General features: G+C 41.3%; 20 protein-coding genes, 1 tRNA gene and 1 rRNA gene. 11 read left to right on the top strand and 11 right to left on the bottom strand.

Going from position 1 to position 23,884, the window contains the following annotated elements; all coding sequences use genetic code 11:
- Positions 1–63 precede the first annotated feature (63 nt).
- From parC to idi, 3 genes are all read left to right on the top strand, one after another.
- Entirely contained in the window at positions 64–2,340 is a 2,277-nt protein-coding gene (parC, locus tag C9J40_RS16490) for a DNA topoisomerase IV subunit A (protein ID WP_107207668.1), read from the top strand.
- A gap of 173 nt (positions 2,341–2,513) precedes the next feature.
- Entirely contained in the window at positions 2,514–3,239 is a 726-nt protein-coding gene (locus C9J40_RS16485; protein WP_107247474.1) for a 1-acylglycerol-3-phosphate O-acyltransferase, read from the top strand.
- Between the two features lie 108 nt (positions 3,240–3,347).
- Positions 3,348–3,872, top strand: a complete 525-nt coding sequence (gene idi / locus C9J40_RS16480; RefSeq protein ID WP_107207670.1) for an isopentenyl-diphosphate Delta-isomerase — start codon at positions 3,348–3,350, stop codon at positions 3,870–3,872.
- Positions 3,873–3,970: 98 nt separating this feature from the next.
- Here idi and C9J40_RS16475 read toward each other — a convergent pair whose 3' ends face one another.
- From C9J40_RS16475 to C9J40_RS16455, 5 genes are all read right to left on the bottom strand, one after another.
- Positions 3,971–4,357, bottom strand: a complete 387-nt coding sequence (locus C9J40_RS16475) for a RidA family protein (protein ID WP_107207671.1) — start codon at positions 4,355–4,357, stop codon at positions 3,971–3,973.
- A 115-nt stretch (positions 4,358–4,472) separates the two neighbouring features.
- Complete coding sequence (locus C9J40_RS16470) at positions 4,473–4,964, bottom strand: arginine repressor (protein WP_107247473.1); 492 nt, start codon at positions 4,962–4,964, stop codon at positions 4,473–4,475.
- A 218-nt stretch (positions 4,965–5,182) separates the two neighbouring features.
- Positions 5,183–5,650: an aspartate carbamoyltransferase regulatory subunit gene (pyrI, locus tag C9J40_RS16465; protein WP_107207673.1), complete on the bottom strand. Its 468-nt coding sequence runs from the start codon at positions 5,648–5,650 to the stop codon at positions 5,183–5,185.
- Positions 5,651–5,665: 15 nt separating this feature from the next.
- Positions 5,666–6,595 carry an aspartate carbamoyltransferase gene (gene pyrB, locus C9J40_RS16460; RefSeq protein ID WP_107247472.1) on the bottom strand — a complete coding sequence of 310 codons (930 nt, stop codon included), beginning with the start codon at positions 6,593–6,595 and terminating at the stop codon, positions 5,666–5,668.
- Positions 6,596–6,867: 272 nt separating this feature from the next.
- A complete protein-coding gene (locus tag C9J40_RS16455; protein WP_107247471.1) occupies positions 6,868–7,878 on the bottom strand; it encodes an ornithine carbamoyltransferase in 1,011 nt (336 codons plus the stop codon).
- A gap of 304 nt (positions 7,879–8,182) precedes the next feature.
- On the opposite strand from C9J40_RS16455, the gene rraB reads away from it, so the two are divergent.
- Positions 8,183–8,581 carry a ribonuclease E inhibitor RraB gene (gene rraB, locus C9J40_RS16450; protein WP_107247470.1) on the top strand — a complete coding sequence of 133 codons (399 nt, stop codon included), beginning with the start codon at positions 8,183–8,185 and terminating at the stop codon, positions 8,579–8,581.
- A gap of 194 nt (positions 8,582–8,775) precedes the next feature.
- Positions 8,776–11,208 (top strand): glycoside hydrolase family 2 protein, encoded by a 2,433-nt coding sequence (locus C9J40_RS16445; protein ID WP_107247469.1) that lies wholly within the window; start codon positions 8,776–8,778, stop codon positions 11,206–11,208.
- Positions 11,209–11,277: 69 nt separating this feature from the next.
- Here the strand turns inward: C9J40_RS16445 and C9J40_RS16440 are convergent, their stop codons facing one another.
- From C9J40_RS16440 to pepA, 5 genes are all read right to left on the bottom strand, one after another.
- Complete coding sequence (locus C9J40_RS16440) at positions 11,278–12,183, bottom strand: helix-turn-helix domain-containing GNAT family N-acetyltransferase (RefSeq protein WP_107247468.1); 906 nt, start codon at positions 12,181–12,183, stop codon at positions 11,278–11,280.
- A gap of 88 nt (positions 12,184–12,271) precedes the next feature.
- Positions 12,272–12,688, bottom strand: a complete 417-nt coding sequence (locus C9J40_RS16435; protein WP_107247467.1) for a DUF2061 domain-containing protein — start codon at positions 12,686–12,688, stop codon at positions 12,272–12,274.
- A gap of 180 nt (positions 12,689–12,868) precedes the next feature.
- Complete coding sequence (locus C9J40_RS16430) at positions 12,869–15,730, bottom strand: valine--tRNA ligase (RefSeq protein WP_107247466.1); 2,862 nt, start codon at positions 15,728–15,730, stop codon at positions 12,869–12,871.
- Between the two features lie 28 nt (positions 15,731–15,758).
- On the bottom strand, positions 15,759–16,211 hold the full coding sequence (locus C9J40_RS16425) for a DNA polymerase III subunit chi (protein WP_107207681.1): 453 nt from the start codon (positions 16,209–16,211) through the stop codon (positions 15,759–15,761).
- 49 nt (positions 16,212–16,260) lie between these two features.
- Positions 16,261–17,769 (bottom strand): leucyl aminopeptidase, encoded by a 1,509-nt coding sequence (gene pepA, locus C9J40_RS16420; protein ID WP_107247465.1) that lies wholly within the window; start codon positions 17,767–17,769, stop codon positions 16,261–16,263.
- A 195-nt stretch (positions 17,770–17,964) separates the two neighbouring features.
- Here pepA and lptF point away from each other — a divergent pair, with 195 nt between their 5' ends.
- On the top strand, positions 17,965–19,065 hold the full coding sequence (gene lptF / locus C9J40_RS16415; protein ID WP_107207683.1) for an LPS export ABC transporter permease LptF: 1,101 nt from the start codon (positions 17,965–17,967) through the stop codon (positions 19,063–19,065).
- Positions 19,065–20,138, top strand: coding sequence for an LPS export ABC transporter permease LptG (gene lptG, locus C9J40_RS16410; protein WP_107207684.1), 1,074 nt, complete (start codon positions 19,065–19,067; stop codon positions 20,136–20,138). The genes lptF and lptG overlap by 1 nt, the downstream gene beginning before the upstream one ends.
- Before the next feature lie 33 nt (positions 20,139–20,171).
- Here lptG and C9J40_RS16405 read toward each other — a convergent pair whose 3' ends face one another.
- On the bottom strand, positions 20,172–20,663 hold the full coding sequence (locus C9J40_RS16405) for an RDD family protein (protein WP_107207685.1): 492 nt from the start codon (positions 20,661–20,663) through the stop codon (positions 20,172–20,174).
- A 224-nt stretch (positions 20,664–20,887) separates the two neighbouring features.
- On the opposite strand from C9J40_RS16405, the gene C9J40_RS16400 reads away from it, so the two are divergent.
- From C9J40_RS16400 to C9J40_RS16385, 4 genes are all read left to right on the top strand, one after another.
- Positions 20,888–20,972 (top strand) — tRNA-Leu (locus tag C9J40_RS16400).
- Between the two features lie 356 nt (positions 20,973–21,328).
- Positions 21,329–22,312, top strand: a complete 984-nt coding sequence (locus tag C9J40_RS16395) for an acyltransferase (RefSeq protein ID WP_233217747.1) — start codon at positions 21,329–21,331, stop codon at positions 22,310–22,312.
- Between the two features lie 22 nt (positions 22,313–22,334).
- A complete protein-coding gene (locus tag C9J40_RS16390) occupies positions 22,335–23,438 on the top strand; it encodes an acyltransferase (RefSeq protein WP_107247464.1) in 1,104 nt (367 codons plus the stop codon).
- Between the two features lie 361 nt (positions 23,439–23,799).
- Positions 23,800–23,884, top strand: a 16S ribosomal RNA gene (locus C9J40_RS16385); the annotation flags it as partial.

Below are 23,884 nucleotides of genomic sequence, written 5' to 3'. Positions count from 1 at the left end.
ACTCTATTTCATCTGCTAGTAATAACTGGCAGATAAGCAAAATTAAAGACGGATTATCTAACGATGACTGATGTCTCAATGGATGGCGTTGAACAGCTTCCTCTTAGGAAGTTTACTGAAGACGCTTATTTAAATTACTCCATGTATGTAATCATGGATCGTGCCTTACCGTTTATCGGTGATGGCCTTAAACCCGTACAGCGCCGTATTATTTATGCGATGTCTGAGTTGGGTTTAAGTGCAACGGCAAAATATAAAAAATCAGCCCGTACGGTGGGTGATGTATTAGGTAAATATCACCCTCATGGTGATTCTGCCTGTTATGAAGCCATGGTATTAATGGCACAGCCTTTTTCTTACCGCTACCCACTGGTTGACGGTCAAGGTAACTGGGGTGCTCCGGATGATCCGAAATCATTCGCGGCGATGCGTTATACCGAATCACGTTTGTCTCGATTTTCTGAAGTGTTGCTGTCTGAATTAGGCCAAGGCACCGCAGATTGGGTACCAAACTTTGACGGTACAATGCAAGAGCCTAAGATGTTACCTGCACGTCTGCCGCATATTTTGCTTAATGGCGTAACGGGTATTGCTGTTGGTATGGCAACTGATATTCCACCGCACAATGCGCGTGAAGTTGCCAATGCAGCAGTACATATGATTGAAAATCCAAAGGCAGATCTTGATGCGCTAATGGAGTTTGTTCAAGGCCCTGATTACCCAACTGAAGCGGAAATCATTACCTCTAAAGCTGACTTAAAGAAAGTCTATAAGAGTGGCCGAGGCAGTATTAGAATGCGCGCGGTTTGGCACAAAGAAAACGGTGATATTGTTATTACCGCATTGCCACACCAAACGTCAGGTGCAAAACTGCTTGAGCAAATCGCTAGCCAAATGCGTGCGAAGAAATTGCCAATGGTTGAGGATTTACGTGACGAATCCGATCACGAAAACCCAACTCGCATTGTGATTGTGCCACGCTCTAACCGTATTGATTGCGAGCAGTTGATGAATCACTTGTTTGCTTCAACGGATCTTGAAAAGAGCTTCCGTGCGAACTTGAACATGTTGGGTCTAGATGGTCGTCCACAAGTTAAAGGTTTAGTGGAGATTATTGCTGAATGGCTGGAATATCGCCGTACAACAGTACGTCGTCGTTTACAGTACCGTTTAGATAAAGTGAATGCACGCTTACATATCTTAGAAGGTTTACTGGCCGCTTACCTTAACATTGATGAAGTGATTGAGATTATCCGTAATGAGGAAGATCCAAAAGCAGAATTTATGTCACGTTTTGGTTTATCAGCGATTCAAGCAGACGCAATTTTAGAAATTAAACTGCGTCAGTTAGCCAAGCTTGAAGAAATTAAGATCCGTGCAGAGCAAGACGAATTAGCCAAAGAGCGTGAGCAACTAGAAAAGTTACTTGGCTCTGAGCGTCGCTTAAATACTTTAATTAAGAAAGAAATTCTCGCTGATGCTGAGAAGTACGGTGATGATCGCCGCTCGCCATTAGTTGAACGAGAAGAAGCGAAAGCATTAACTGAACGTGACTTGATCCCAAGTGAGGCGATCACCGTTGTACTATCAGAGAAAGGCTGGATCCGTCATGCTAAAGGGCATGAGGTAGATCCGAGCACGCTAAACTATAAGTCGGGTGACAGTTACCTTGCGCATGCTCGCGGTAAGAGTAATCAGCCTGCGATTTTCTTAGGCTCTGATGGACGTAGCTATGCGTTAGAATCACATAGCTTGCCATCTGCGCGTAGCCAAGGTGAACCTATCACGGGGCGTTTAAATTTAACCCCAGGCACAAATATGCGCCAAGTGTTAATGGCAGAAGACGATCAAATTTGGTTAATGGCATCGGATGCAGGTTACGGATTTATCTGTAAGAGCACAGATATGGTATCGAAAAATAAGAGTGGTAAAGCCTTATTAACGGTACCTGAAAATGCTGCTGTGCTGCCGCCACAGCCTGTTGCTGATATTGAGAATGATCAGATATTAGCCATTACCAATGAAGGTCGAATGTTACTGTTCCCAATTAAAGATTTACCGCAACTGGGTAAAGGTAAGGGTAACAAGATCATCAACATTCCATCTGCACGTTCAAAAGCGCGTGAAGAATTCTTATCCTACTTAACGGTAATTAGTGCAGATACCCATGTCACTCTTTATGCGGGCAAACGTAAACTAGGATTGAAACCGTCGGATCTCGATAATTTCCGTGGTGAGCGTGGACGTCGAGGAGCGATGTTACCTCGAGGCTTACAGCGAGTAACACGGATGGAGATTGATTCACCAAACGAGCAATCTTCTGACGTTCCATCGGAATAGTTATTTCTGATGCGCTATTCAAAGCCCTCAAGTTGAGGGCTTTTTTGATCTAAGCTGTGCGTATCGTTTCTATTGATAAGCGAATAACAAGTGAGTAAAGAATACACATAAAACGTGTATTTTCTCTTGCTGTGAGTATACTAGCGAACGCTTGTACGCTGAGGAGAGCTAGAATGATTTTTGTTTTGCGGATATTTGCTATCGCAATTTTTGCTATCGTGACGTTTATTTTTGGTTGCGGATACTGTTTATTAAGCCCACGTAACCCTAAACACGTTTATACCTTTGGACGTTTGTTTAGCAAAATGTCACGTGTGCTAGGGATCAAATTAGAGTTCCGATACGCAGAGGGTGCTGAAAAAGTAGGCTCTGCTATTTATATTGCGAACCACCAGAATAATTATGATCTTTTTACGGTTTCTGGTGCAATCATGCCTCGTACTGTTACCGTGGGTAAAAAAAGCTTAGTATGGTTACCGTTATTTGGTCAGCTATACTGGATCACGGGTAACATCTTAATTGATCGTGCAAACCGCAGTAAAGCGGTGGGCACCATAGGTCAAGTCGTCGATAAAATTAAACAAAACAAAGTGTCAGTGTGGATGTTCCCTGAGGGGACTCGCTCTCGTGGTCGTGGTTTATTGCCGTTTAAAACTGGTGCTTTCCATGCTGCAATTGGCGCGAACGTTCCTGTTGTACCGATTGTGTGTAGTTCAACTGATCATGTTAGGTTAAATCGTTGGGATAACGGTGTCGTGATCGTAGAAGTAATGAAGCCGATTTCAACGGACGGCTTACATAAAGAAGATGTTCGCAGCCTCTCTAGCCGTTGTCATGATGTTATGGCTGAAAAATTAGCAGAGCTTAATGCAGAAGCGAGTGAGCGAGGTAAACGCTAATTTATTTGTCTCGTAAGTATTAATATACAAGGACATGTTTATCACATGTCCTTGTTTTATTTTAACCCCTGAATATCAGGGGGTAATTTATAACAGTAGTAAAGAGTGATGACTGAAGAATATGTAGTCTTGGTTGATAGCCAAGGTGAATTTCAAGGCTTACAAGAGAAGATGGCAGCGCATAAACAAGGTGCTTTGCATTTGGCTTTTTCGGTTTTGTTGTATCGAAATACCACGTCTGGTCGTGAATACTTACTTCATCAACGCGCGTTGCACAAATATCATAGTGGTGGGTTGTGGACTAACACGTGTTGTTCACACCCTCGCCAATATGAGTCGATAGAGCAAGCAGGGATACGACGATTAGCTGAAGAAATGGGGATCACGCAAGTGACTTCATTATCTGATATTGGTCACTTCTGTTATTACGCAGAGCTTGATAACCAATTATTTGAGCATGAGCTCGATCATGTGCTGGTGGCTGATGCTGGCGAGATAGAGGTTGTTCCTAACGCTGATGAAGTGATGGATTATCGCTGGTGGTCTGAAGAGACGATTAAACAAACGCTAAAGACTCAGCCTGAGTTATTTACGGCATGGTTTAGTCAAGTGTTTGCTTTTGCCACTAAGTAATTAGTGTTGTTTTATGAATAAAAAAGCTGCCAACGAGATCCCGTTAGCAGCTTTTTTTATGGCAAATTAAGATGCAATGAAACGTTTATTAGCAACGATTATTTACGAACAGCAATCGCTTCGATTTCAATTTTTACATCTTTTGGTAAACGTGCAACTTCAACACAAGAGCGTGCTGGGTAAGGTGCGTTATGTTCATCAAAGAAGTTACCATACACTTCGTTAACGGCAGCGAAGTCATTTAGATCTTTAACAAAAACAGTCATCTTAACAATGTCAGAAACCTGAAGACCTGAAGATTCCACTACCGCCTTTACATTGTCTAAAGATTGGCGAGCTTGCGCTGCAATTGCTTCCGGTACTTCACCTGTTGCAGGGTTTACAGGGATTTGACCGGAAGTTAGCACCATATTACCAAGATCAACACCTTGTACGTATGGACCGATTGCTGCAGGAGCTTGCTCTGTATGAAGAACCTTAGTCATTGTTTACCCTTACTTATATTTTTTTGATTGTTATAGCGTAAGTGACACGTCACGCTATCTGATTGATGGTGTTATGGGGGCTAAGTCAGGAAGATTCAAGCTGATTAGAACGTTTTTATATCATCCCAAGACTTAGACAAACGGCTTGTTCACAATCACGGATCCGATCAATATTGCGAGGTGCAACCATAATAGTGTCATTGCCAGCTATGGTGCCTAAAATTTCTTGATGGGGATTAAGGTCAATAATTCTAGCGATGAGTTGTGCAGAACCCGGATGGGTTTTTACTACAATCACTAATTTATTATGAGTAACAAATTCAATTTGTGAAGCGATCTCAGAATCAGTATATGTGGGATTGGTGGTTTCAGTAACACAATACACCCGTTTACCATAGACATTTGGTGCTTTTACTATTTTGAGTTTAGTGAGAAGACGTGAAACGGTAGATTGGCTGATATCATCAAACCCCTCTTTAATTAGCGCGTCGCGAATATGATCTTGAGTAGAAAAATGGTGCATTTGTAATAATTGTTTACAAACGGCTGTCATGTTTTTTTCGCAATAATGACTGATGATCCCGTGTGGTGATTCATGTTCATTCATGGACAGCTCCCTGTCGCTTTTTTATGCATTTTATTTGCTCGATATCGCAATAATAATCACTTTTTGTGATATTTAATGCAAATATGATAACAGGGAATAATCAGAAGAAACTTGATGGTTATCACTAAATAATACCTAGCTGGTATTTTGTGTTATTTTGTGGCTGAGATTTAATGAATAAAGCCCGCTATGAAGCTAACGGGCTGTTTATAACAAAGTTATGCATTGCACTCTGTCACGATTTCGCGAGAGAAAACTTTTTCGCAGTATTTACATTTAAGTTGAATATCTGCTTTTTTAGTCAGTACCTTAAAGCCACTATTTACCGGCTCACCGTGTGAAATACAGTTAGTATTTGGGCACTTAAATACCGCACTAATAAAGTCAGGTAATGATAAGTTAAGTTTCTTTACTACTTCATAATTTTCAATTTGGTTAACGGTTGCTTTCGGGGCATAGAGTGCGAGTTGGTTAGCTTGATCTTCATTGATAAAGACGTTTTCGATCTTGATCAGATCTTTGGCACCAAGTGCTGACGAAGGCAGATTCAAACCAATTGTCACTCGTTGGTTCGAGTTATCCATACTAAAGAGCTTAAGTACCTTGATACCCACATGCGCAGGAATATGGTCGATAACAGTGCCGTTTTTGATTGCTTCAACTTTTAGTTGGGTTTCTTTAGACATGATCATCGCTCCTGCTTATAAGGTTTCGTTAAGAACTAGGGCTAATAGCGCCTGACGTGCGTAAACACCATTTTCTGCTTGCTGGAAGAAGTAAGCATGTTTAGTTTTATCAACATCTACCGTAATTTCATCGACACGTGGCAGTGGATGCAGCACTTTTAAGTTGTCTCTTGCCCCTTCTAGCATCTTCGCCGTTAAGATATAAGCCGCTTTCATGTGGGCGTATTCTGATTCATCAAAACGCTCTTTTTGTACTCGCGTCATGTAAAGGATATTAAGCTCAGGGATCACATCTTCCATATCGCTGTGCAAGCTGTAAGCGATACCTGCATCATCTAATTCTTCACAAATATAGTCAGGCATTGCGAGTACTTCCGGGGCGATAAAGAAGAACTTCACGTTATCAAATTTAGATAATGCTTGGGTTAACGAGTGCACCGTACGACCGTATTTCAAGTCACCAACAAAGGCGATATTAATGTTATCTAACGTGCCTTGGGTTTCGTAAATGGTGAACAGATCTAACAGGGTCTGCGTTGGGTGTTGGTTTGCCCCATCCCCACCATTGATCACAGGAATACCGTTAGAAAATTCAGATGCCAGACGAGCAGCGCCTTCTTGAGGGTGACGCATAACGAAAGCGTCAACGTATGAAGTAATCACTTGAACGGAATCAGACAGGGTTTCGCCTTTATTTGCTAGAGACGTATTGCCAGCGCTATCAAACCCCACCACAGTCCCGCCTAAACGTTGAATAGCCGTTTCAAATGAGAGTCGGGTACGGGTTGATGGTTCAAAGAAGCAACTTGCAATCACTTTGTTTTTTAGCAGTTCAGGATTAGGATCAGCTTTCAATTGTCCTGCGGTTTGGATAATTAATTCAAGCTCTGCGCGACTAAGCTCTGGGATGGAAATAATATGCTTTTTAAACAGCGAATTAGCCATGGTTTCTTTCCCTCAAAATAAAATAAATAACGCTCAATACGGCATTCACCGTGATCCTTGCCGATTTACAGACAAAAAAAAGCCTCCTTAATAAAAGGAGGCTTTTTTTATAAAAATAGAAACACGAACCTGCGTTAAAAAGCGGTGACGATAATTCTGTAGTGGAGTTATTGTCAGGTTCATCTCTTAGCTCGTGTTCGACAAATTGGCAAGAATTATACCGTCATTTTTAAGTGACGCAAGCGTTTGCGAAAACTATCAACAGGCATTTATTAATGCCCTAGTGTTGCCACCATGACCGCTTTAATAGTGTGCATACGATTCTCTGCTTCATCAAAAACAATTGAATGTTTGGATTCAATGACCTCATCGGTGACTTCAACGCCTTGGGCCAGTTCAGGATATTCTTGCGCAAGCTCCTTACCAATTGTGGTGTCTTCACCATGAAAAGCGGGTAAGCAATGCATAAATTTCACATGTGGATTCCCTGTTGCTTTTAGTAAGTCCATATTGACTTGATAAGGGAGCATTAACTGAATACGCTCAGCCCATGCTTGTTTTGCTTCGCCCATTGAAACCCATACATCGGTATACAAAAAGTCACATCCTTGAACGCCTTCTTGCACATTTTCTGTGAGAGTGATTTTCGCGCCTGTTTCTAATGCAATTTCACGACACTGTGCCACTAACTCGTCTTCAGGCCAGAACGCTTTGGGCGCAACGAGACGAATATCCATCCCCATTTTCGCCGCCCCAACGAGCAATGAATTTCCCATGTTATTACGTGCATCACCTAAATAAGCAAAGGTGATTTCATTGAGTTGCTTGCCACGACCATGTTCTTGCATCGTTAGAAAATCAGCTAAGATTTGAGTCGGATGGAATTCATCGGTTAACCCATTCCAAACAGGTACGCCAGCGTATTGCCCCAACTCTTCAACAATGGCTTGACCAAAGCCGCGGTATTCAATGCCATCATACATACGACCCAATACGCGCGCGGTGTCTTTCATTGATTCTTTGTGGCCGATTTGTGAGCCTGATGGGCCAAGATATGTCACTTTTGCACCTTGATCAAAAGCCGCCACTTCAAATGCACAACGAGTACGGGTCGATGCTTTTTCAAAGATAAGCGCAATATTTTTTCCGCTTAAGCGTGGCTGCTCGTAACCATTGTATTTGGCTTTTTTTAATTCAGCAGATAAATCGAGAAGATGTTGAATTTCTCGTGGAGTAAAATCTAATAATTTAAGGAAGTTACGGTTACGAAGATTAAAAGCCATGATAGTTCCCTCTTGCATTTTATAATGTTTCTAACCGAATACCCCTTTGTTGTGACTAGGTTACTAGATATTCGTTATTGTTGCTTTATGTTTATCTTATTATTACTTCATTGTGAATAGCTGTGCGCTTATTATGCAAGATTATTTGGTTTCCTTGGTTTTTCCGACAGTAATAAGAATGTTGAATATGAACGCTAAAACTCAAGGCAATACTAATTATCGGTGCTTCTCACTAACAGGTGGTAATTGATGGCAAACCATGCGATATTTGCCAGCAAATTGATTCCACAGTCGGAGTGAACCCATGTCTTATGCAGAACTGATCGAAGAGCAAAAAGAAGAAACACGCGAAATTATTGCCGCGTTACTTGAAGATGGCAGTGAGCCAGATGCTCTTTATACGATTGAGCACCACTTTTCAGCGGATACGTTTGAAGAGTTAGAAGGTGCTGCTGTAGAAGCCTTTAAACTTGGTTTTGAAGTTTTAGAAGCAGAAGAACTTGAACTAGCGCCAGAAGATGGCGGCGGTAAAGTTGTTTGTTTCGATGCTGTAATGGAATCAGCACTGAACGCTGAGTTGATTGACGAACAAGCTGAGAAGTTGATCAAACTTGCTGAAAAACACAATATCGATTACGACGGTTGGGGCACTTACTTCGAGTCTGGTGAAGACGACGATGAAGAGTACGACGACGAAGAATAATCGTTAAAATAGACGAATAATAAAAAAGCCGGCATATTTGCTGGCTTTTTCGCCTTTTAGCTGTGGGGACTCGCACTTTTTATTCTGCTTAATGATCAAAGTTTAATAATGATCACAGTGCGTTATTGAAAAACTGCGTAGATATACCTTTTTTATTATCAAGCTTACTGAGTGTACTCAGTGCTGGAGTTATGATGACAATTTCGCTTAATGGTCAATGGCAATTAACCTGTGTTCAGCGAGCGGCTTTACAAGATCTGCATATTGATTTACCAGGTGATGTTCATTCTGCGCTTTTTGCTGCAGGTGAGATCCCTGATCCTTACTGGGCTACCAATGAAAAGAAAGTCCAATGGGTTGGGGAGTGTGATTGGATCGTAAGTCGACAGTTCGACTTAACCGAAGCGCAGTTAGCCTGTAATGCGATGGATTTAGTGATGGATCATCTTGATACCGTGGCTGAAATTCGTTTAAACGGCCACACTGTGGCTGATTTCAATAATATGTTTATGCGTCACAAAGTAGATGTATTAAGTTGTCTGCAAGTAGGCTGCAACAGAATTGAAATCGTATTACACCGTGCTGATCTTGCAGCTAAAAAGCGTGCTGATAAATTGCCATTTCCAGTGCCATGGGCAGAAGGTAATAACCAGATCCCTCATATGAATACCTTGCGTAAAACCCAATGTCATGCGGGTTGGGACTGGGGTATTTGTTTATCTGTATTAGGGGTATATGGCGATATTGAATTACAGCCAATTGAGCATATTCGAATCAGTCATGTGAGTACGAAACAAAAGTGGCTAGATCAAGAGTGTGAATTATCTGTCACGCTCAATTATGAAGTGGTATCAGAGAAAGGATTAGCAAACGCAGCTGTCACGTTTAACGATCAAACCTTCCACTTGACGCTTGATCGTGACGCAACGAAAACATCTGTCTTGTTCCGTATTGCAGAGCCTCGTCGTTGGTGGCCCGCTGGGTATGGTAAACCACGTTTATATGATCTTAAAATTGAAGCTGACGGCAGTTATATCAATAAGAAGATTGGTCTGCGCAAGCTTGAGTTGATCACTGAAGATGATGAACTTGGCCAAAGTATGGTCTTTAAAGTTAATGATGTTGAGATCTCGGCATTAGGTGCCAATTGGATTCCGATGGATGCGATGCCTTCACGCATGACGGATCAACGCTATCGTTCTTTGCTTGAAGATGCGTTAGCTGCCAATATGAACATGCTACGTGTTTGGGGCGGAGGCATGTATGAAAAAGATATCTTCTATGAGTTATGTGATGAATTAGGGATCATGGTATGGCAAGATTTGATGTTTGCTTGTGCGCTGTACCCTTCAACACCTGATTTTGTAGCAGAAGTAAAACAGGAAGTTGAATACCAAGTCCGCCGTCTAAAAGATCATGCAAGCCTAGCCTTATGGTGTGGTGACAATGAAGTGATAGGTGCGATTAGTTGGTATCCTGAATCACGTCAAAACCGAGAAAAATATCTTGTTAACTATGATCGTTTAAACCGAGCATTAGCAGAAGTAGTTGAAAAAGAAGATCCTTCTCGTCGTTTTTGGGCGAGTTCGCCGTGTAATGGTGAGTTAGATTTTGGCGATGCGTGGCACGATGATAAACGTGGCGACATGCATTTTTGGGATGTATGGCATTCAGGTAAAGATTTTGAAGCCTACCAAACCGTTACGCCACGTTTTTGCTCAGAGTTTGGTTTCCAATCATGGCCGTCACTGCCGACAGTGAAGACGTTTGCTCCTGAGCAAGATTGGAATATCACGTCACCAAGTTTTGAATGTCATCAGAAAAATAGCCGTGGTAACTCGATTATCACTGAAATGTTTACCCGTTATTTCCGTTTCCCTAATGGTTTCGTCAATATGTTGTACCTATCGCAAGTACAACAAGCGATGGCGATTAAAACGGCAGCAGAATATTGGCGTGCACATAAGCCGACAAACCGTGGCATTTTATTCTGGCAATTGAATGATTGCTGGCCAGTAAGCTCATGGTCTTCGCTAGAATATAGTGGTCGTTGGAAACAGTTGCACTATCATACTCGACGTTTCTTTGCGCCACAGATGGCGACCTTTATTCGTGATGAGCAAGGGGTAAAACTTCACTTAATTAATGATGGTCGCAATAGTGCTGAGTTAAAAGGTGAAGTGGTATGGCAGAGTTGGGAAGGTGAGATTTTATATCGTGAACCTATTTCAGAGTTCCTTGATCCTGATTGCACGAAAGTGGTGTGGGAATGGTTAAACGAGGATCTTGATGGTCACGAGACTGAAGGCTTCTTCCATGTGCATTTACGTAACGGCGATAAACTAATTGAAAACACATGGTTCCCAGCTAAACCTAAAGAATGTGAATTAGAAGATCCTGATTTACGTTTTGAAGTTGCTGAAATGAATGGTGAAATATCAGTGATGCTGAGTAGCAGCAAACCTGCTTTCTATGTTCATTTGGAATTTGAAGGGGAAGGTCGCTTTGAAGATTCAAGCTTCACGCTCGTCCCTGAGCACCAACGCCAAGTGAAATACATTGGCTCAGCCAGTTACGATGAAGTTGTGCAAGGCTTACGTGTTTACCATTTAAAGCAAAGCTATTAATACAGTATATCGTTTAAAAAAGCCTGCTGAGAGAGTCTCTGAGCAGGCTTTTTATTATCAATTAATATGTTAGAAGGTTTTAAGCATGTGAATTTCACAAGCGTTGTGCCCTGTATTACCAAGCGCAGTTGGAATATCGACAAAACCTAAAGATTGATAGAGTTTCACCGCTTCTTTTAATACCTCTGTGGTTTCTAAATAGCATCCTTTAAAGCCATTTTCTCGGGCAAACTTTAATGCTTTAACGGTTAATACCCGTGCGAGTCCCTTACCTCTGAGCTCTGGCAAGAAGAAGACTTTTTGCAGTTCACTCCACTGCGCATCTCCTGTTAATGGCGCGATACCGCCACAGCCTAAAATACGATTGTTTTTTTCTATTACCCAATAACGGCTTTTCGGTAATTGGTAATGCTGGCAGAGATCATCAAGATGAGGATCCGCAACGCTAAAGCCTCTATCTGGGGTTAATCCATATTCTGCTGAAACACGACGAATGAGTGCAGCAACGGCGGCATTATCCAAAGGCGTGATTTCTCTTAGCACGTACCCCTGTTGATGCTCTGTGATTGTCAAAGCTTTATGATAACGGCGTAAACTTGTTTCTAACTGCTCTATTTCATCTTGATCCAGCTGATCTAAAATCGTTTGGGTATCTTGATCAAGCTGATGGTGAAGAGCGGTGAGTGTTTGAATACCCTTGGGTGTTAACTGGGAGAGTTGGCTACGTTTATCGCTAGGGTTAGCAATTGATTGGATCAATCCTTGATTGAGTAACATGGCTAAATTACGGCTGGCATTGGATTTATCGACCCGTAAACGCTCTGCCATTTGATTAACCGTACAAGGTCCTTGCTCGAGCTCAATCAAAGTATGGGCTTGTACAGGGGTAAGGGCGAGTTGGCCGCACTGACTATTTAGCATGCCGAGTTGACGGACTAATTGACGAGAAAGTTGGCGAAGTTGTTGGGGCAGCATGATCCGTCCTTGAATTTAATTGCATTACGCAATTAAAATAGTTGCAGCCTGCAACAATGTCAATATGTTTAATCTATCTTGGTGTTTATCAGTGCTGACAAGCCATTGTATCTAACCAAGTGTGTTGATGTGTTTCTGCTTGGTTGTGATCTTTTCGTTGCCATACACGCTCATGGAAATAGTAAGCCATGGTATTAATTGCAGGTTCGATCATTGCCATTAAGCTACCAATCAGTATGTCACCAGTAAGAAGGTACACAACACTAAATGCGACACTGAAGTGCACAATAGCAAAGCTTACTGTTTTTCGACTTGGCGTATTAAAGTGTGATTGTTTGAGTGTTTTGCTTTGCCACACTTTTTCATGGAAATAAAAAGCAACGGTATTAACCATCGGCTCAATCATTGCAATTAAACTACCAATAATGATATCGCCGGTAAGAAGGTAAGCCACGCTAAAAGCGACAGTAAAATGGATGGCGGCAAAACTGATTGTCTTTTTCATAAGGTGATCCTCAATTCGATGAGGTCATTATCATTGAACATTATTAAGAACTAAATTTGTTATTTTTTATATTACTAATAGGTAAAAGCTATTGTTTGAAAAGAGATGCCAGATTTGAGATATAAAAAAACCGACAGTATGTGACTGTCGGTTTTTATTAATCAAGAATGATTGGTGAGATTATAGCGCAGCAATCGTTGCTTTTTGCTCAATAAGCTTCACTAATGTTTCTTCATAACCGGCTAGCTTTTCACGCTCTTTAGTGATCACGATTTCAGGCGCTTTAGCAACGAAGCCTTCGTTACTTAGCTTGCCAGAAGTACGTTTGATTTCGCCTTCCATTTTCGCGATTTCTTTGTCTAAACGTGCAAGCTCTGCATCTTTATCAATCAAGCCCGCCATAGGGATCATCAATTCAGATTTGCCTACAAGTGCAGTCGCACAAGCTGGTGTTGCTTCACCGTCAGCCAATACTTTTACTTCTTCTAGTTTTGCTAGAGATTTCAGTACCGTCAGGTTTGCTTCAACACGTGCAGTATCAGCGGCATCAGCCACTTTTAGCATTACTGATAATGGCTTACTTGGCGCGATATCGTATTCTGCACGGAGGTTACGAATACTCGTGATAAATGCTTTAACAAACTCAATGTCAGTGATTGCTGCTTGGTCAAATTGCGCTTCATCAAACTGAGGCAATGCCTGAGTCATGATGGTTTCACCTTCAACACCGTCAACAAGTGGCTTAACGCTCTGCCAGATTGATTCAGTGATGTAAGGAAGAACAGGATGCGCAAGACGTAATGTCTTCTCTAGCACTGTGATTAGAGTATGACGCGTTGCACGTTGCTGTGCTTCTGTACCTTTCCATAGAACAGGTTTAGTTAGCTCTAGGTACCAGTCACAGAATTGGTTCCAGATGAACTCGTAAAGTACACCAGCAGCCATATCTAAACGGAAGTTATCAATGTGAGCATTGAACTCTTTTGCCGCTAGCTGGAATTGTGATTCAATCCACTTGTCTGCTAGTGAGTAGTCAAGCTCGCTACCTGCTGCGAAACCGCAATCTTGATCTTCTGTGTTCATTAGTACGTAACGACTTGCGTTCCATAGCTTATTACAGAAGTTACGGTAACCTTCAAGACGTTTCATATCCCAGTTGATGTCACGGCCCGTTGAAGCCATAGCAGCAAGAGTGAAACGTAGGGCATCAGTACCGTAAGGTTCGATGCCGTTCTCAAATGTTTTACGTGTCGCTTTTTCGATCTTCGCTGCAAGTTGTGGCTGCATCATATTGCCACAACGCTTCTCCACTAGAGACTCAAGATCAATACCGTCGATCATGTCGATAGGATCGATAACGTTACCCTTAGATTTCGACATTTTATCGCCGTTTTCGTCACGGATAAGACCCGTTACGTAAACTGTTTTAAATGGTACTTGTGGCTTGCCGTCTTCATCTTTACAGAAGTGCATGGTCATCATGATCATACGTGCAACCCAGAAGAAGATGATATCAAAACCTGTTACCAACACATCAGAGGGGTGGAAGGTTTGAAGATCAGCGGTGTTTTCTGGCCAGCCTTGCGTACCGAATGTCCATAGTGCTGAAGAGAACCATGTATCAAGTACATCATCGTCTTGGCGTAATACGACAACCGGTGCTAGGTTATGTTTTTCACGTACTTCAGCTTCGTTACGACCAACGTAAACATTACCGTCGTTGTCGTACCAAGCAGGAATACGGTGACCCCACCATAGCTGACGTGAAATACACCAGTCTTGAATGTCACGCATCCAAGCGAAGTACATGTTTTCGTACTGCTTAGGTACGAATTGAATATCACCGTTTTCAACCGCTTCAACAGCAGGTTTTGCTAGCGGAGCTGCACGAACGTACCATTGGTCAGTTAGCATTGGTTCAATAACCACGCCACCACGGTCACCGTAAGGGATCGTTAGGTCGTGATCTTTGATTTCTTCTAGTAGACCTAGTTCATCAAATTCAGCAACAATCGCTTTACGTGCAGCAAAACGTTCCATGCCATGGTATTTCTCTGGCAGCGCTGTGCTGTATGCATCACTTGGCTCGCCATTGGTTGTGAATACTTCAGCAGCATCACGAATATCAGCATTGAACGTTAGGATGTTGATCATAGGCAGGCTATGACGTTTACCTACTTCGTAGTCATTGAAATCATGTGCAGGTGTGATTTTCACACAGCCGGTGCCTTTTTCCATGTCTGCGTGCTCATCACCTACGATAGGGATGCGACGACCAACGATTGGAAGGATGATTTCTTTACCGATCAGATCTTTGTAACGTGGATCTTCAGGGTTAACGGCAACACCAGTATCGCCCAGCATAGTTTCAGGACGTGTAGTTGCAACAACGATGTAGTCTTTTCCTTCCGCTGTTTGTACGCCATCAGCTAATGGGTAACGGAAGTGCCACATGTGGCCTTTTTTATCTTTGTTTTCAACTTCTAGATCTGAGATCGCAGTGTGTAGTTTAGGATCCCAGTTAACTAGACGCTTACCGCGGTAAAGAAGATCTTCTTGGTATAGACGAACGAAAACTTCTTGAACGGCATTTGATAGACCATCATCCATCGTGAAGCGCTCACGATCCCAGTCTACTGATGCGCCAAGGCGACGAAGCTGCTTAGTGATTGTGCCACCAGATTCGCCTTTCCATTCCCAGATCTTATCGATGAAAGCATCACGACCGTAATCGTGCTTTGTTTTGCCTTCTTCAGCAGCAATCTTACGTTCCACAACCATTTGGGTAGCAATACCTGCGTGGTCAGTACCAACCTGCCATAAGGTGTTTTTGCCTTTCATACGCTCACAACGGATCAGGGTATCCATAATGGTATCCTGGAACGCGTGGCCCATGTGTAGGCTACCTGTGACGTTTGGTGGTGGGATCATAATGCTGTAAGCATCTTTAGATGTATCACCATGAGGCTTGAAGTAACCAGCCTCTTCCCAGCGCTGATATAGCGCTTGTTCAATTGATTGTGGGTTGTATGTCTTTTCCATAGCGCTCTTAGAAGGATTCTATGTGGAATTAGGGCGTCTCAGTAGCAGTGGCAGTCGTAATTTGAATGCCAGCAAGACGATATGCCTTGTAACGCTCGCGCGCTAACTGCTTGAGCTTTTCATCGCAAGGAACGAAGTCTACCACTTGTGCAAAGCTAACCGCAAAATTTGGTGCGTTTTCCGCTAAATTAATTAGCGTAGCACGGCGTCCAGTATGACGTAATGTTGACCACCCTATCTCAACGGGAGAGCCGCCATTAGGCCCTTCTCCGACAAGGTTGTGGGGCACAAAACTGTCAGGATCTTGCTGCCATAGATATTCATCTATTTGTTCTGCTTGCTGTTTATTTGCTGCGAGTAGGTAAACGCTGTTACCTTGCCGGTAACTCATTGCTGCTAAATGACAGGCAAAATGGCACTGAAAGTGACTATCAGCGCTCTCTTGCTTGTCATCGATTATATAAAACGTAGCATGAGTCATGGTTTTTTGTTCCTAAAGAAAAGGGCCTTGCGGCCCTTTTCGATGTCTTTTACTCGACGATCTCTTGGCCTGCTCTGTTTAATAAGAACTGGACAAGTAGAGGGACTGGTCGACCGGTAGAGCCTTTTGCAGCACCACCTTTCCAAGCGGTACCTGCAATATCAAGGTGCGCCCAGTTGTACTTTTTAGTAAAGCGAGATAAGAAACAACCAGCCGTTATAGTACCAGCGCCAGGCGTGCCTAAGTTTGCCATATCAGCAAATGGGCTCGCAATTTGCTCTTGGTATTCATCACTCATCGGTAGACGCCAAGCGCGATCACCGGATTGCTCTGACGCATTTATAATTTCATGCGACAGTGGATTATGGTTACTCATTAAACCACTAATGTGATTACCTAAAGCAACAACACAAGCACCTGTTAGTGTCGCAACGTCAATCACACATTCAGGTTCAAAACGCTCAACGTAAGTTAATGCATCACAAAGCACTAAACGACCTTCAGCATCGGTATTTAATACTTCAACTGTTTGACCTGACATGGTGGTTAAAATATCACCAGGACGATAAGCATTGCCGCCAGGCATATTTTCACAGCCCGCTAACACACCAACCACATTGATGGGTAAATTAAGCTTAGCTAATGCTTTCATGGTACCGAACACAGAGGCTGCACCACACATGTCGTACTTCATTTCGTCCATTTGAGCACCAGGTTTAATCGAAATACCACCTGAATCAAAAGTTAACCCTTTACCGACAAGAACGATAGGCTTAGCGTCTAAATCGGGGTTACCTTTGTACTCAATAACAGACATCATCGCTTCATTTTTAGAGCCACGACCCACTGCAAGGTATGATGTCATCCCTAAAGATTGCATTTCTTGCTCACCAATGATTTTAGTGCTTACGGTCTCAAAATCATCGGCTAGACGGCGTGCTTGTGAAGCAAGATAAGCTGGGTTTGCCACGTTTGGTGGCATATTGCCCAAATCTTTACTTGCGCGAACACCAGATGCTATCGCTAGACCATGGCTGATAGCGCGTTCACCTAAAGAGAGCTCGCGACGGGTCGGTACATTAAAGACTAGTTTACGTAGTGGACGACGAGTCTCTGGTTTATTACTCTTAAACTGGTTGAAGGTATACAAGCTATCTTTAGTTGTTTCGACAGCTTGACGTACTTTCCAGTATGTATCACGACCTTTTACATGAAGCTCTGTTAAGAAGCACACAGCTTCCATAGAGCCAGTTTCATTTAAAGTACTGATCGTTTTTTTGATGATTTGCTTGTATTGGCGCTCATCTAATTCCCGTTCTTTACCACAACCGACCAGTAAAACACGTTCTGATAACACGTTTGGTACGTGGTGTAGTAAAAGCATTTGCCCAGGTTTACCTTCGAGGTCGCCACGACGCAGTAAGGAGCTGATATAACCATCACTGATTTTATCTAGCTGTTCCGCGATTGGAGAGAGGCGACGTGGTTCAAAGACGCCAACAACAATACAAGCACTACGCTGTTTTTCGGGGCTGCCGCTTTTTACACTGAACTCCATGCGTACTCCTAACATCCTAATTAAAGACAATTAACGCTAAATGTTGGATAATACCACACTGTTTGCTCTGCCGTGATTTCGGTATACGCTTAGAGTGCAGTCTTTCATTTAGCTGAAAGATAACAAAATAACTGATTTAACGAAAAACTATAGTGATTCCATCAAAAAAACAAGTTTTCTATGGGAATATAACGCGTGATTATTGTTAGGTATTTGACAAGAGAGACATTAAAGAGCCAATTAGCGGTACTTTTTGTACTTTTCCTTGTCTTTATTAGCCAAAAGTTTATTAGCATTTTAGCCGATGCAACCGATGGCTCGATCCCGAGTGATCTCATTCTAACCTTCATGGGATTATCTATCCCTTCGATGGCACTATTAATGCTCCCTCTGAGTTTATACATCGGGATCTTACTCACGTTCGGTAGATTATATGCTGAAAGTGAAATCACGGTGATGAATGCGACGGGGATGGGGAACAAATTATTACTCCAATCAGCATTAGCTTTGGCCATTATTACGGGGGCAATTGCCGCTGTGAATTCATTTTGGGTTGCACCTTGGTCGCAAGAGCATATAGAGCAGCTTAAAGAAGAGACAAAGGCTGGGCCAACGTTAAATATGTTGGTAAAGGGGACGTTTCAGCCGGCACCGAATGGAAGTGGGGTTATATTTATTGACAATATCACCGATAAAGGCTCAAAACTTCATAAGGTTTTTGTCGCGCAATTAAAAGCCTCTGGAACCTTACAGCCTAGTGTGATTGTTGCAGACAATGGTACCGTCAAAGAGTTATCTGATGGTCGTCAAATGTTAGAATTAAATAACGGTGCTCGATATGAAGGCATCCCTACTCAGCTAAATTACTCCATTACTCATTTTCATGACTACCAAGCGCTAATAGGGCAACGTGAAGTTAAAGCTGGTAATCGTGATTGGGAAGCCCAGCCCACAATGACCTTAATAAAAGATCAAAGCTTAGCTGCAAAAGCTGAATTACAGTGGCGTTTCTCTTTAGTACTTTGTATTCCATTGTTAGTAATGATTGTTGTTCCGCTATCGGCTGTTAATCCACGTCAAGGACGATTTGCAAAATTAGCACCTGCTGTGTTGATTTATCTGGCTTATTTCTTAGCGATCTCATCCGCAAAATCAGCGATTGAGGATGGTATTATCCCATCAGCTATTGGCATGTGGCCAATTAATATTACAACCTTGTTAGTTGCTCTTGCTTTAAATAGCTGGGATTCTATGCCTGTGCGACGCCTTAAAGATAAATTACGGAGACGCAGTTAATGTTTAAAATTCTCGACTGGTATATAGGTCGAACGATCATTGCAACTTTCTCACTGACACTATCAACCTTAGTGGGCTTATCTGCGATTATTAAATACGTTGATCAACTAAGAAAAGTGGGACAAGGAAGCTACGATCTCCTCAAGGCGCTGTATTTTGTTTTATTATCAATGCCGCAAGACATCATTATGTTCTTTCCTATGGCGGTATTATTAGGCGCATTGATTGGTTTAGGAATGCTGGCATCAAGCTCTGAGCTGGTGGTAATGCAAGCGGCAGGCTTTTCTAAACTTGATATTGGTTTATCGACCTTAAAAACGGCAGTCCCTATGATGATAGTGGTTGTATTACTGGGACAGTGGGGAGCACCGCAAGCGCAGAAAATGGCACGTGAGTATCGTTCGATATGGGTTTATGGCGGTAGTATGATTTCTGCACAAAGTGGCGTATGGGCTAAAAATGATAATAGCTTCATTTATATGGGACGTGTTCATGATCTCAATAAAGTGGATGTTGTTAATATTTGGCAGTTTGACAACAAAGGCCAGTTGGAAGATGTAACATCTGCAAAACGCGCGTCTTACGATAAAGCGACGGGTTGGACAATGCATGATGTAACCATAACAGACATGACAGGTAGTAGTCAGTTAACCAATAGCCATATAGCAAGTAAGCATTGGGAAACAACATTAACACCAGATAAATTAGCGGTTGTGACGGTGAAACCTGAAGAATTATCGTTGTCTGGCTTATATCATTATGTGAATTATCTCAAAGAGACCAAGCAAGATGCTTCTCGTTATGAGTTAGCATTCTGGCGTAAAGCGCTTCAGCCTATATCCATTGCTGTTATGATGCTATTAGCATTATCTTTTGTATTTGGTCCTCTTCGCTCTGTTACTATGGGGGCTCGTGTCCTTTCAGGTGTCATTTTTGGTTTTGCATTTTATATTTCAGACCAAGTGTTTGGACCGATGATTTTAGTGTACCGATTACCGCCTATTTTAGGGGCATTAGGTCCAAGTTTAGCGTTCTTGTTTATCACGATATATTTGCTAAGACGCAAACTATAAAATGGAAAAAGGAGCCTAAAGGCTCCTTTTTTATTAGCGAATATCTTTTGTCACTATCATTTCACATTCAGCCATTACGTCTTGTAATGCTCGACGTTTAGTGTTGTATGCGAGCAAATTCCCTAACCCTAAGGCTGCCGTTGCAGCGCGGATCAATGCTTGAGTGATAGTAATTGGGCGACCATCTTTATTTTGTACTTTTAATTTCCATGCTCGCATACCTAACGTTTGGCCACCATGAGTCCAAAAGTAAGTGTAGAATCCAATAATTACGGCGCCTAAGTAACTAGAGTAAAGTAAATTAGCTTGTGGATGATGTGTTAAATAAGCACTTACATCTTCATAGTGAGCTAAATCGAGAATATTAAAATGAAGTAAAAGCGCTATTCCTGCCATTGCTATACCGCCTGCTAGCATAAGAATCGCAGCGACAATTATAGCATCATAAAACCAAGCGGCTAAACGCCGAAATAAGGTTGGATATTGTGGGGAAGTGGTTTTTTTTATTATTGCTGATTTTGACATAAAACATCCGATTTATCTGACTGTGTCCATATGTGCTGAGTGTAACAGTAAACAATAAGTCAGAGAACGCTTGATATTGCTACAGAATGTGTAAGGGATCTGGTGTTATTATCACCAACAAAGAGGTAAATAGGATGAAAAAATAGCGGTCAAAGAGATTGGTTGAATATCTTAACGATAAAGGCTTGCCTCGCTGCATTGGATACGTATAATAGCCGCAATAAGCCCGAGTGGTGAAATTGGTATACACGACGGATTCAAAATCCGTTTCCTTCGGGAGTGACGGTTCAAGTCCGTCCTCGGGCACCAAATTTCAAACAAAGCCTCAATCGAAAGATTGGGGCTTTGTTGTTTTTAGATAGTAAGCTCACCAACACCTCCTTGACATTCATATCATATTTATTGTTACACTAAACAGACGTTATCTGACTTGATTGCAGCATTGCGTCGAATCAATCGAATAACGTAGCTATTCAAGTATTTAGTTTATAATCAAATATGTCATCTCATTTACTCATATATAACAAAAAGATAGATATGATTGTTCTAAATGAATATATAGTCTCTCATTTTTATTTATAATAATTTATGTGAAGGTCTTATCTGAAATGAGAAGGATACTTTGATTATAAAAAAACTGTGTAATAATTATTTCTGGTTCATTTTTGAGTTTTGATCTCGTGGTTAAAAATAATTTTGATGTATTACGAATTTTCCTCGCTGTACTTGTTTTCTATTTCCATATAGGGATAGAAACTCAAAATGAATACCTCATGTATGTACCAGGCGGCTTAGCAGTGCATTGCTTCTTCGTTATTAGTGGCTATTTGATAGTAAAAAGCTACTTAAAAAGAAAGTCTTTATCGACTTATGTAAAGTCACGTTTCTTACGTATTTACCCACTGTATTTTATTGTTATTACAACGGCGTTTATTTTTGGATATTTTCATTACTCCGGTAGTTTTATTGACGACATAAATAATGGTGCCGGTAAATACTTAGCGTCTAATTATGTGTTCGCTAACTTCTTGCATCCGACGTTACCCGGTTTATTTGAAAATAATTTTCAACCTTTTGTTAATGCAGCATTATGGACCATTAAAATTGAAGTCATGTTCTATATTTGTGTACCTATTATCTATGGTGTACTGAATAAAAAGTTAGATAATAAAAAGCTGACAATACTACTAGGTTTAGTATCGATTTGCTGTTTTTATACAGTGCAGTATTTCATTGAGTATCATGGTTTACCAGCAAGCATTAATCGACAATTACCATCTATGTTAGTGTTCTTCATGCTAGGGGCATATTGGAATTTTGCGGAGCCTAAGTTTTTAAGGCTTTGGCATCTACTGATCTTGATCCCGATAGTATTCTTTTTACAAAGCTGGTTTGTGATTTATGCGTTCGCGGTGAGTTTTATAGTGTACGTTATTGTCTTTAAGTTAAAGCCAATAGCGGTTAGCAAGCGTATTGGTGATATATCATACGGTATCTACATTTGGCATTTTCCAATCTTACAAACATTAATCATGTATGGTTTTTTCAAGAATATTTATCAAGGTACAGCAATTGCAACTGTACTTGTTTTCTCATTTGCAATGATTAGCTGGCACTTCATCGAGTCCAAATTAGTCGTTAGACATTAATTGATTGAAGTTGAGTTGTTATATGGCAAGACGTTTTGAAGCCCTTGATGCCTTTCGCGGGTTATGTGCATTATCTGTTGTGTTATTTCACTTTCGTGCAGTTGGGAGTGTGACTGAGTTACCTTTTTTTAGAGGCAGCGAATTATTTGTAGAGTTTTTCTTTGCCCTAAGTGGCTTTGTGCTCGCCCATAGTTATGGTTTTAGGGACAACCTAGACTTTAAATCTTATATAGCATCGCGTTTTTTTCGACTATATCCATTGTATGTTTGCATGCTGATGGTATTCATTGGGTTAGAGGTGGTGAAATATATTGCGTATAAAACCGTTGGTTTTAGTTTTAATACATTGCCCTTTACAGGCCATGGATCTCTGTCTGAAATACTCCCTAACCTATTAATGGTGCAATCATGGACATCATTAACCGATCCTTTATCGTTCAACTATCCATCGTGGAGTATAAGCATTGAGTTTTATCTCTATGTTTTACTCTTCCTGACGCTATATCTATTTGGTCGTTACAAGGTATGGAGCTGGTTGACGATAGCCGTCATGATTTTAGGCTTAATGGGGAACAATTCAACACTACTTCAACCATATGTATTTAATGGATTATCATGTTTTTTTGGTGGTGCATTCACGTATGTTGTATTTACCAAAGTAAAGCACATATCGATTCCATTTATTGCAGGCTCTATTATTGAAGTCGCGCTTTTAAGTGCTGTAGCTTATTTGGTTTCAAATGAAATAAGCTACAGATATATATACGCAACGCTATTGTTCTATCTTGTTGTATTGTTTTTTGCTTTTGAGTCTGGTGCGATTTCAAAACTGTTAAATAGAAGTATATTTCAAGTTTTAGGTAAATGGTCCTATTCTATCTATTTAACACATGCCGCTATTCTCTTTATGGTTACATCGGTCGCATTAGTAGGGCAAAAAGTGTTAGGTAAAGCAATCGCTCCAATGATAGAGGGTGTACGGTTTATCGATTTAGGTTCGACGTTTTATAATAATGTACTTGTTGTTTCTGTTCTTTTGATCGTTATCCTTGTGTCGAAGACGACATATAAATATATAGAGCTTAAAGGACAAGCATTAGGAAAACGGGTTATGGGCTTTAAATAGATATGAAATGTCAGACGTTCAGTGTGTAAAATATACGATTATTATGTTCGTGATTAGATGTTGAGCTATCGCATTTTTGTGGTATTTTTTATTGAAAAAAAAGCTTGCCAATGTGATCTGAATCTCTATAATGCGGCCTCACTGACACGGAGCAAGCCACTGGCAAGCGACAAAATCAGTATTGTTCTTTAACAATTTGACCATGCAATCTGTGTGGGCACTCGTTGAAAAGTTAAGTCGAAAGATTTATCAATGATACTAGTGACCAATTGATACGTAAGTATCAGCACAGTCAATTCATTCATCATTTTATGATGAATTAACAGTATTCATTGAGCCGGTCGAGCGACCACAAAAACTTTAATTGAAGAGTTTGATCATGGCTCAGATTGAACGCTGGCGGCAGGCCTAACACATGCAAGTCGAGCGGTAACAGATTGATAGCT

Origin of the sequence: Photobacterium sp. GB-72 (genome assembly GCF_003026095.1) — a bacterium.
GTDB lineage: Bacteria > Pseudomonadota > Gammaproteobacteria > Enterobacterales > Vibrionaceae > Photobacterium.
Note: the sequence above shows the minus strand (reverse complement) of the source record. Positions and strands in the feature narration are given on the sequence as shown.

Coding starts and splice junctions, on each gene's coding strand:
- parC (WP_107207668.1), top strand. CDS start 64: ATGACTGATGTCTCAATGGATGGCGTTGAACAGCTTCCTCTTAGGAAG.
- C9J40_RS16485 (WP_107247474.1), top strand. CDS start 2,514: ATGATTTTTGTTTTGCGGATATTTGCTATCGCAATTTTTGCTATCGTG.
- idi (WP_107207670.1), top strand. CDS start 3,348: ATGACTGAAGAATATGTAGTCTTGGTTGATAGCCAAGGTGAATTTCAA.
- C9J40_RS16475 (WP_107207671.1), bottom strand. CDS start 4,357: ATGACTAAGGTTCTTCATACAGAGCAAGCTCCTGCAGCAATCGGTCCA.
- C9J40_RS16470 (WP_107247473.1), bottom strand. CDS start 4,964: ATGAATGAACATGAATCACCACACGGGATCATCAGTCATTATTGCGAA.
- pyrI (WP_107207673.1), bottom strand. CDS start 5,650: ATGTCTAAAGAAACCCAACTAAAAGTTGAAGCAATCAAAAACGGCACT.
- pyrB (WP_107247472.1), bottom strand. CDS start 6,595: ATGGCTAATTCGCTGTTTAAAAAGCATATTATTTCCATCCCAGAGCTT.
- C9J40_RS16455 (WP_107247471.1), bottom strand. CDS start 7,878: ATGGCTTTTAATCTTCGTAACCGTAACTTCCTTAAATTATTAGATTTT.
- rraB (WP_107247470.1), top strand. CDS start 8,183: ATGTCTTATGCAGAACTGATCGAAGAGCAAAAAGAAGAAACACGCGAA.
- C9J40_RS16445 (WP_107247469.1), top strand. CDS start 8,776: ATGACAATTTCGCTTAATGGTCAATGGCAATTAACCTGTGTTCAGCGA.
- C9J40_RS16440 (WP_107247468.1), bottom strand. CDS start 12,183: ATGCTGCCCCAACAACTTCGCCAACTTTCTCGTCAATTAGTCCGTCAA.
- C9J40_RS16435 (WP_107247467.1), bottom strand. CDS start 12,688: ATGAAAAAGACAATCAGTTTTGCCGCCATCCATTTTACTGTCGCTTTT.
- C9J40_RS16430 (WP_107247466.1), bottom strand. CDS start 15,730: ATGGAAAAGACATACAACCCACAATCAATTGAACAAGCGCTATATCAG.
- C9J40_RS16425 (WP_107207681.1), bottom strand. CDS start 16,211: ATGACTCATGCTACGTTTTATATAATCGATGACAAGCAAGAGAGCGCT.
- pepA (WP_107247465.1), bottom strand. CDS start 17,769: ATGGAGTTCAGTGTAAAAAGCGGCAGCCCCGAAAAACAGCGTAGTGCT.
- lptG (WP_107207684.1), top strand. CDS start 19,065: ATGTTTAAAATTCTCGACTGGTATATAGGTCGAACGATCATTGCAACT.
- C9J40_RS16405 (WP_107207685.1), bottom strand. CDS start 20,663: ATGTCAAAATCAGCAATAATAAAAAAAACCACTTCCCCACAATATCCA.
- C9J40_RS16390 (WP_107247464.1), top strand. CDS start 22,335: ATGGCAAGACGTTTTGAAGCCCTTGATGCCTTTCGCGGGTTATGTGCA.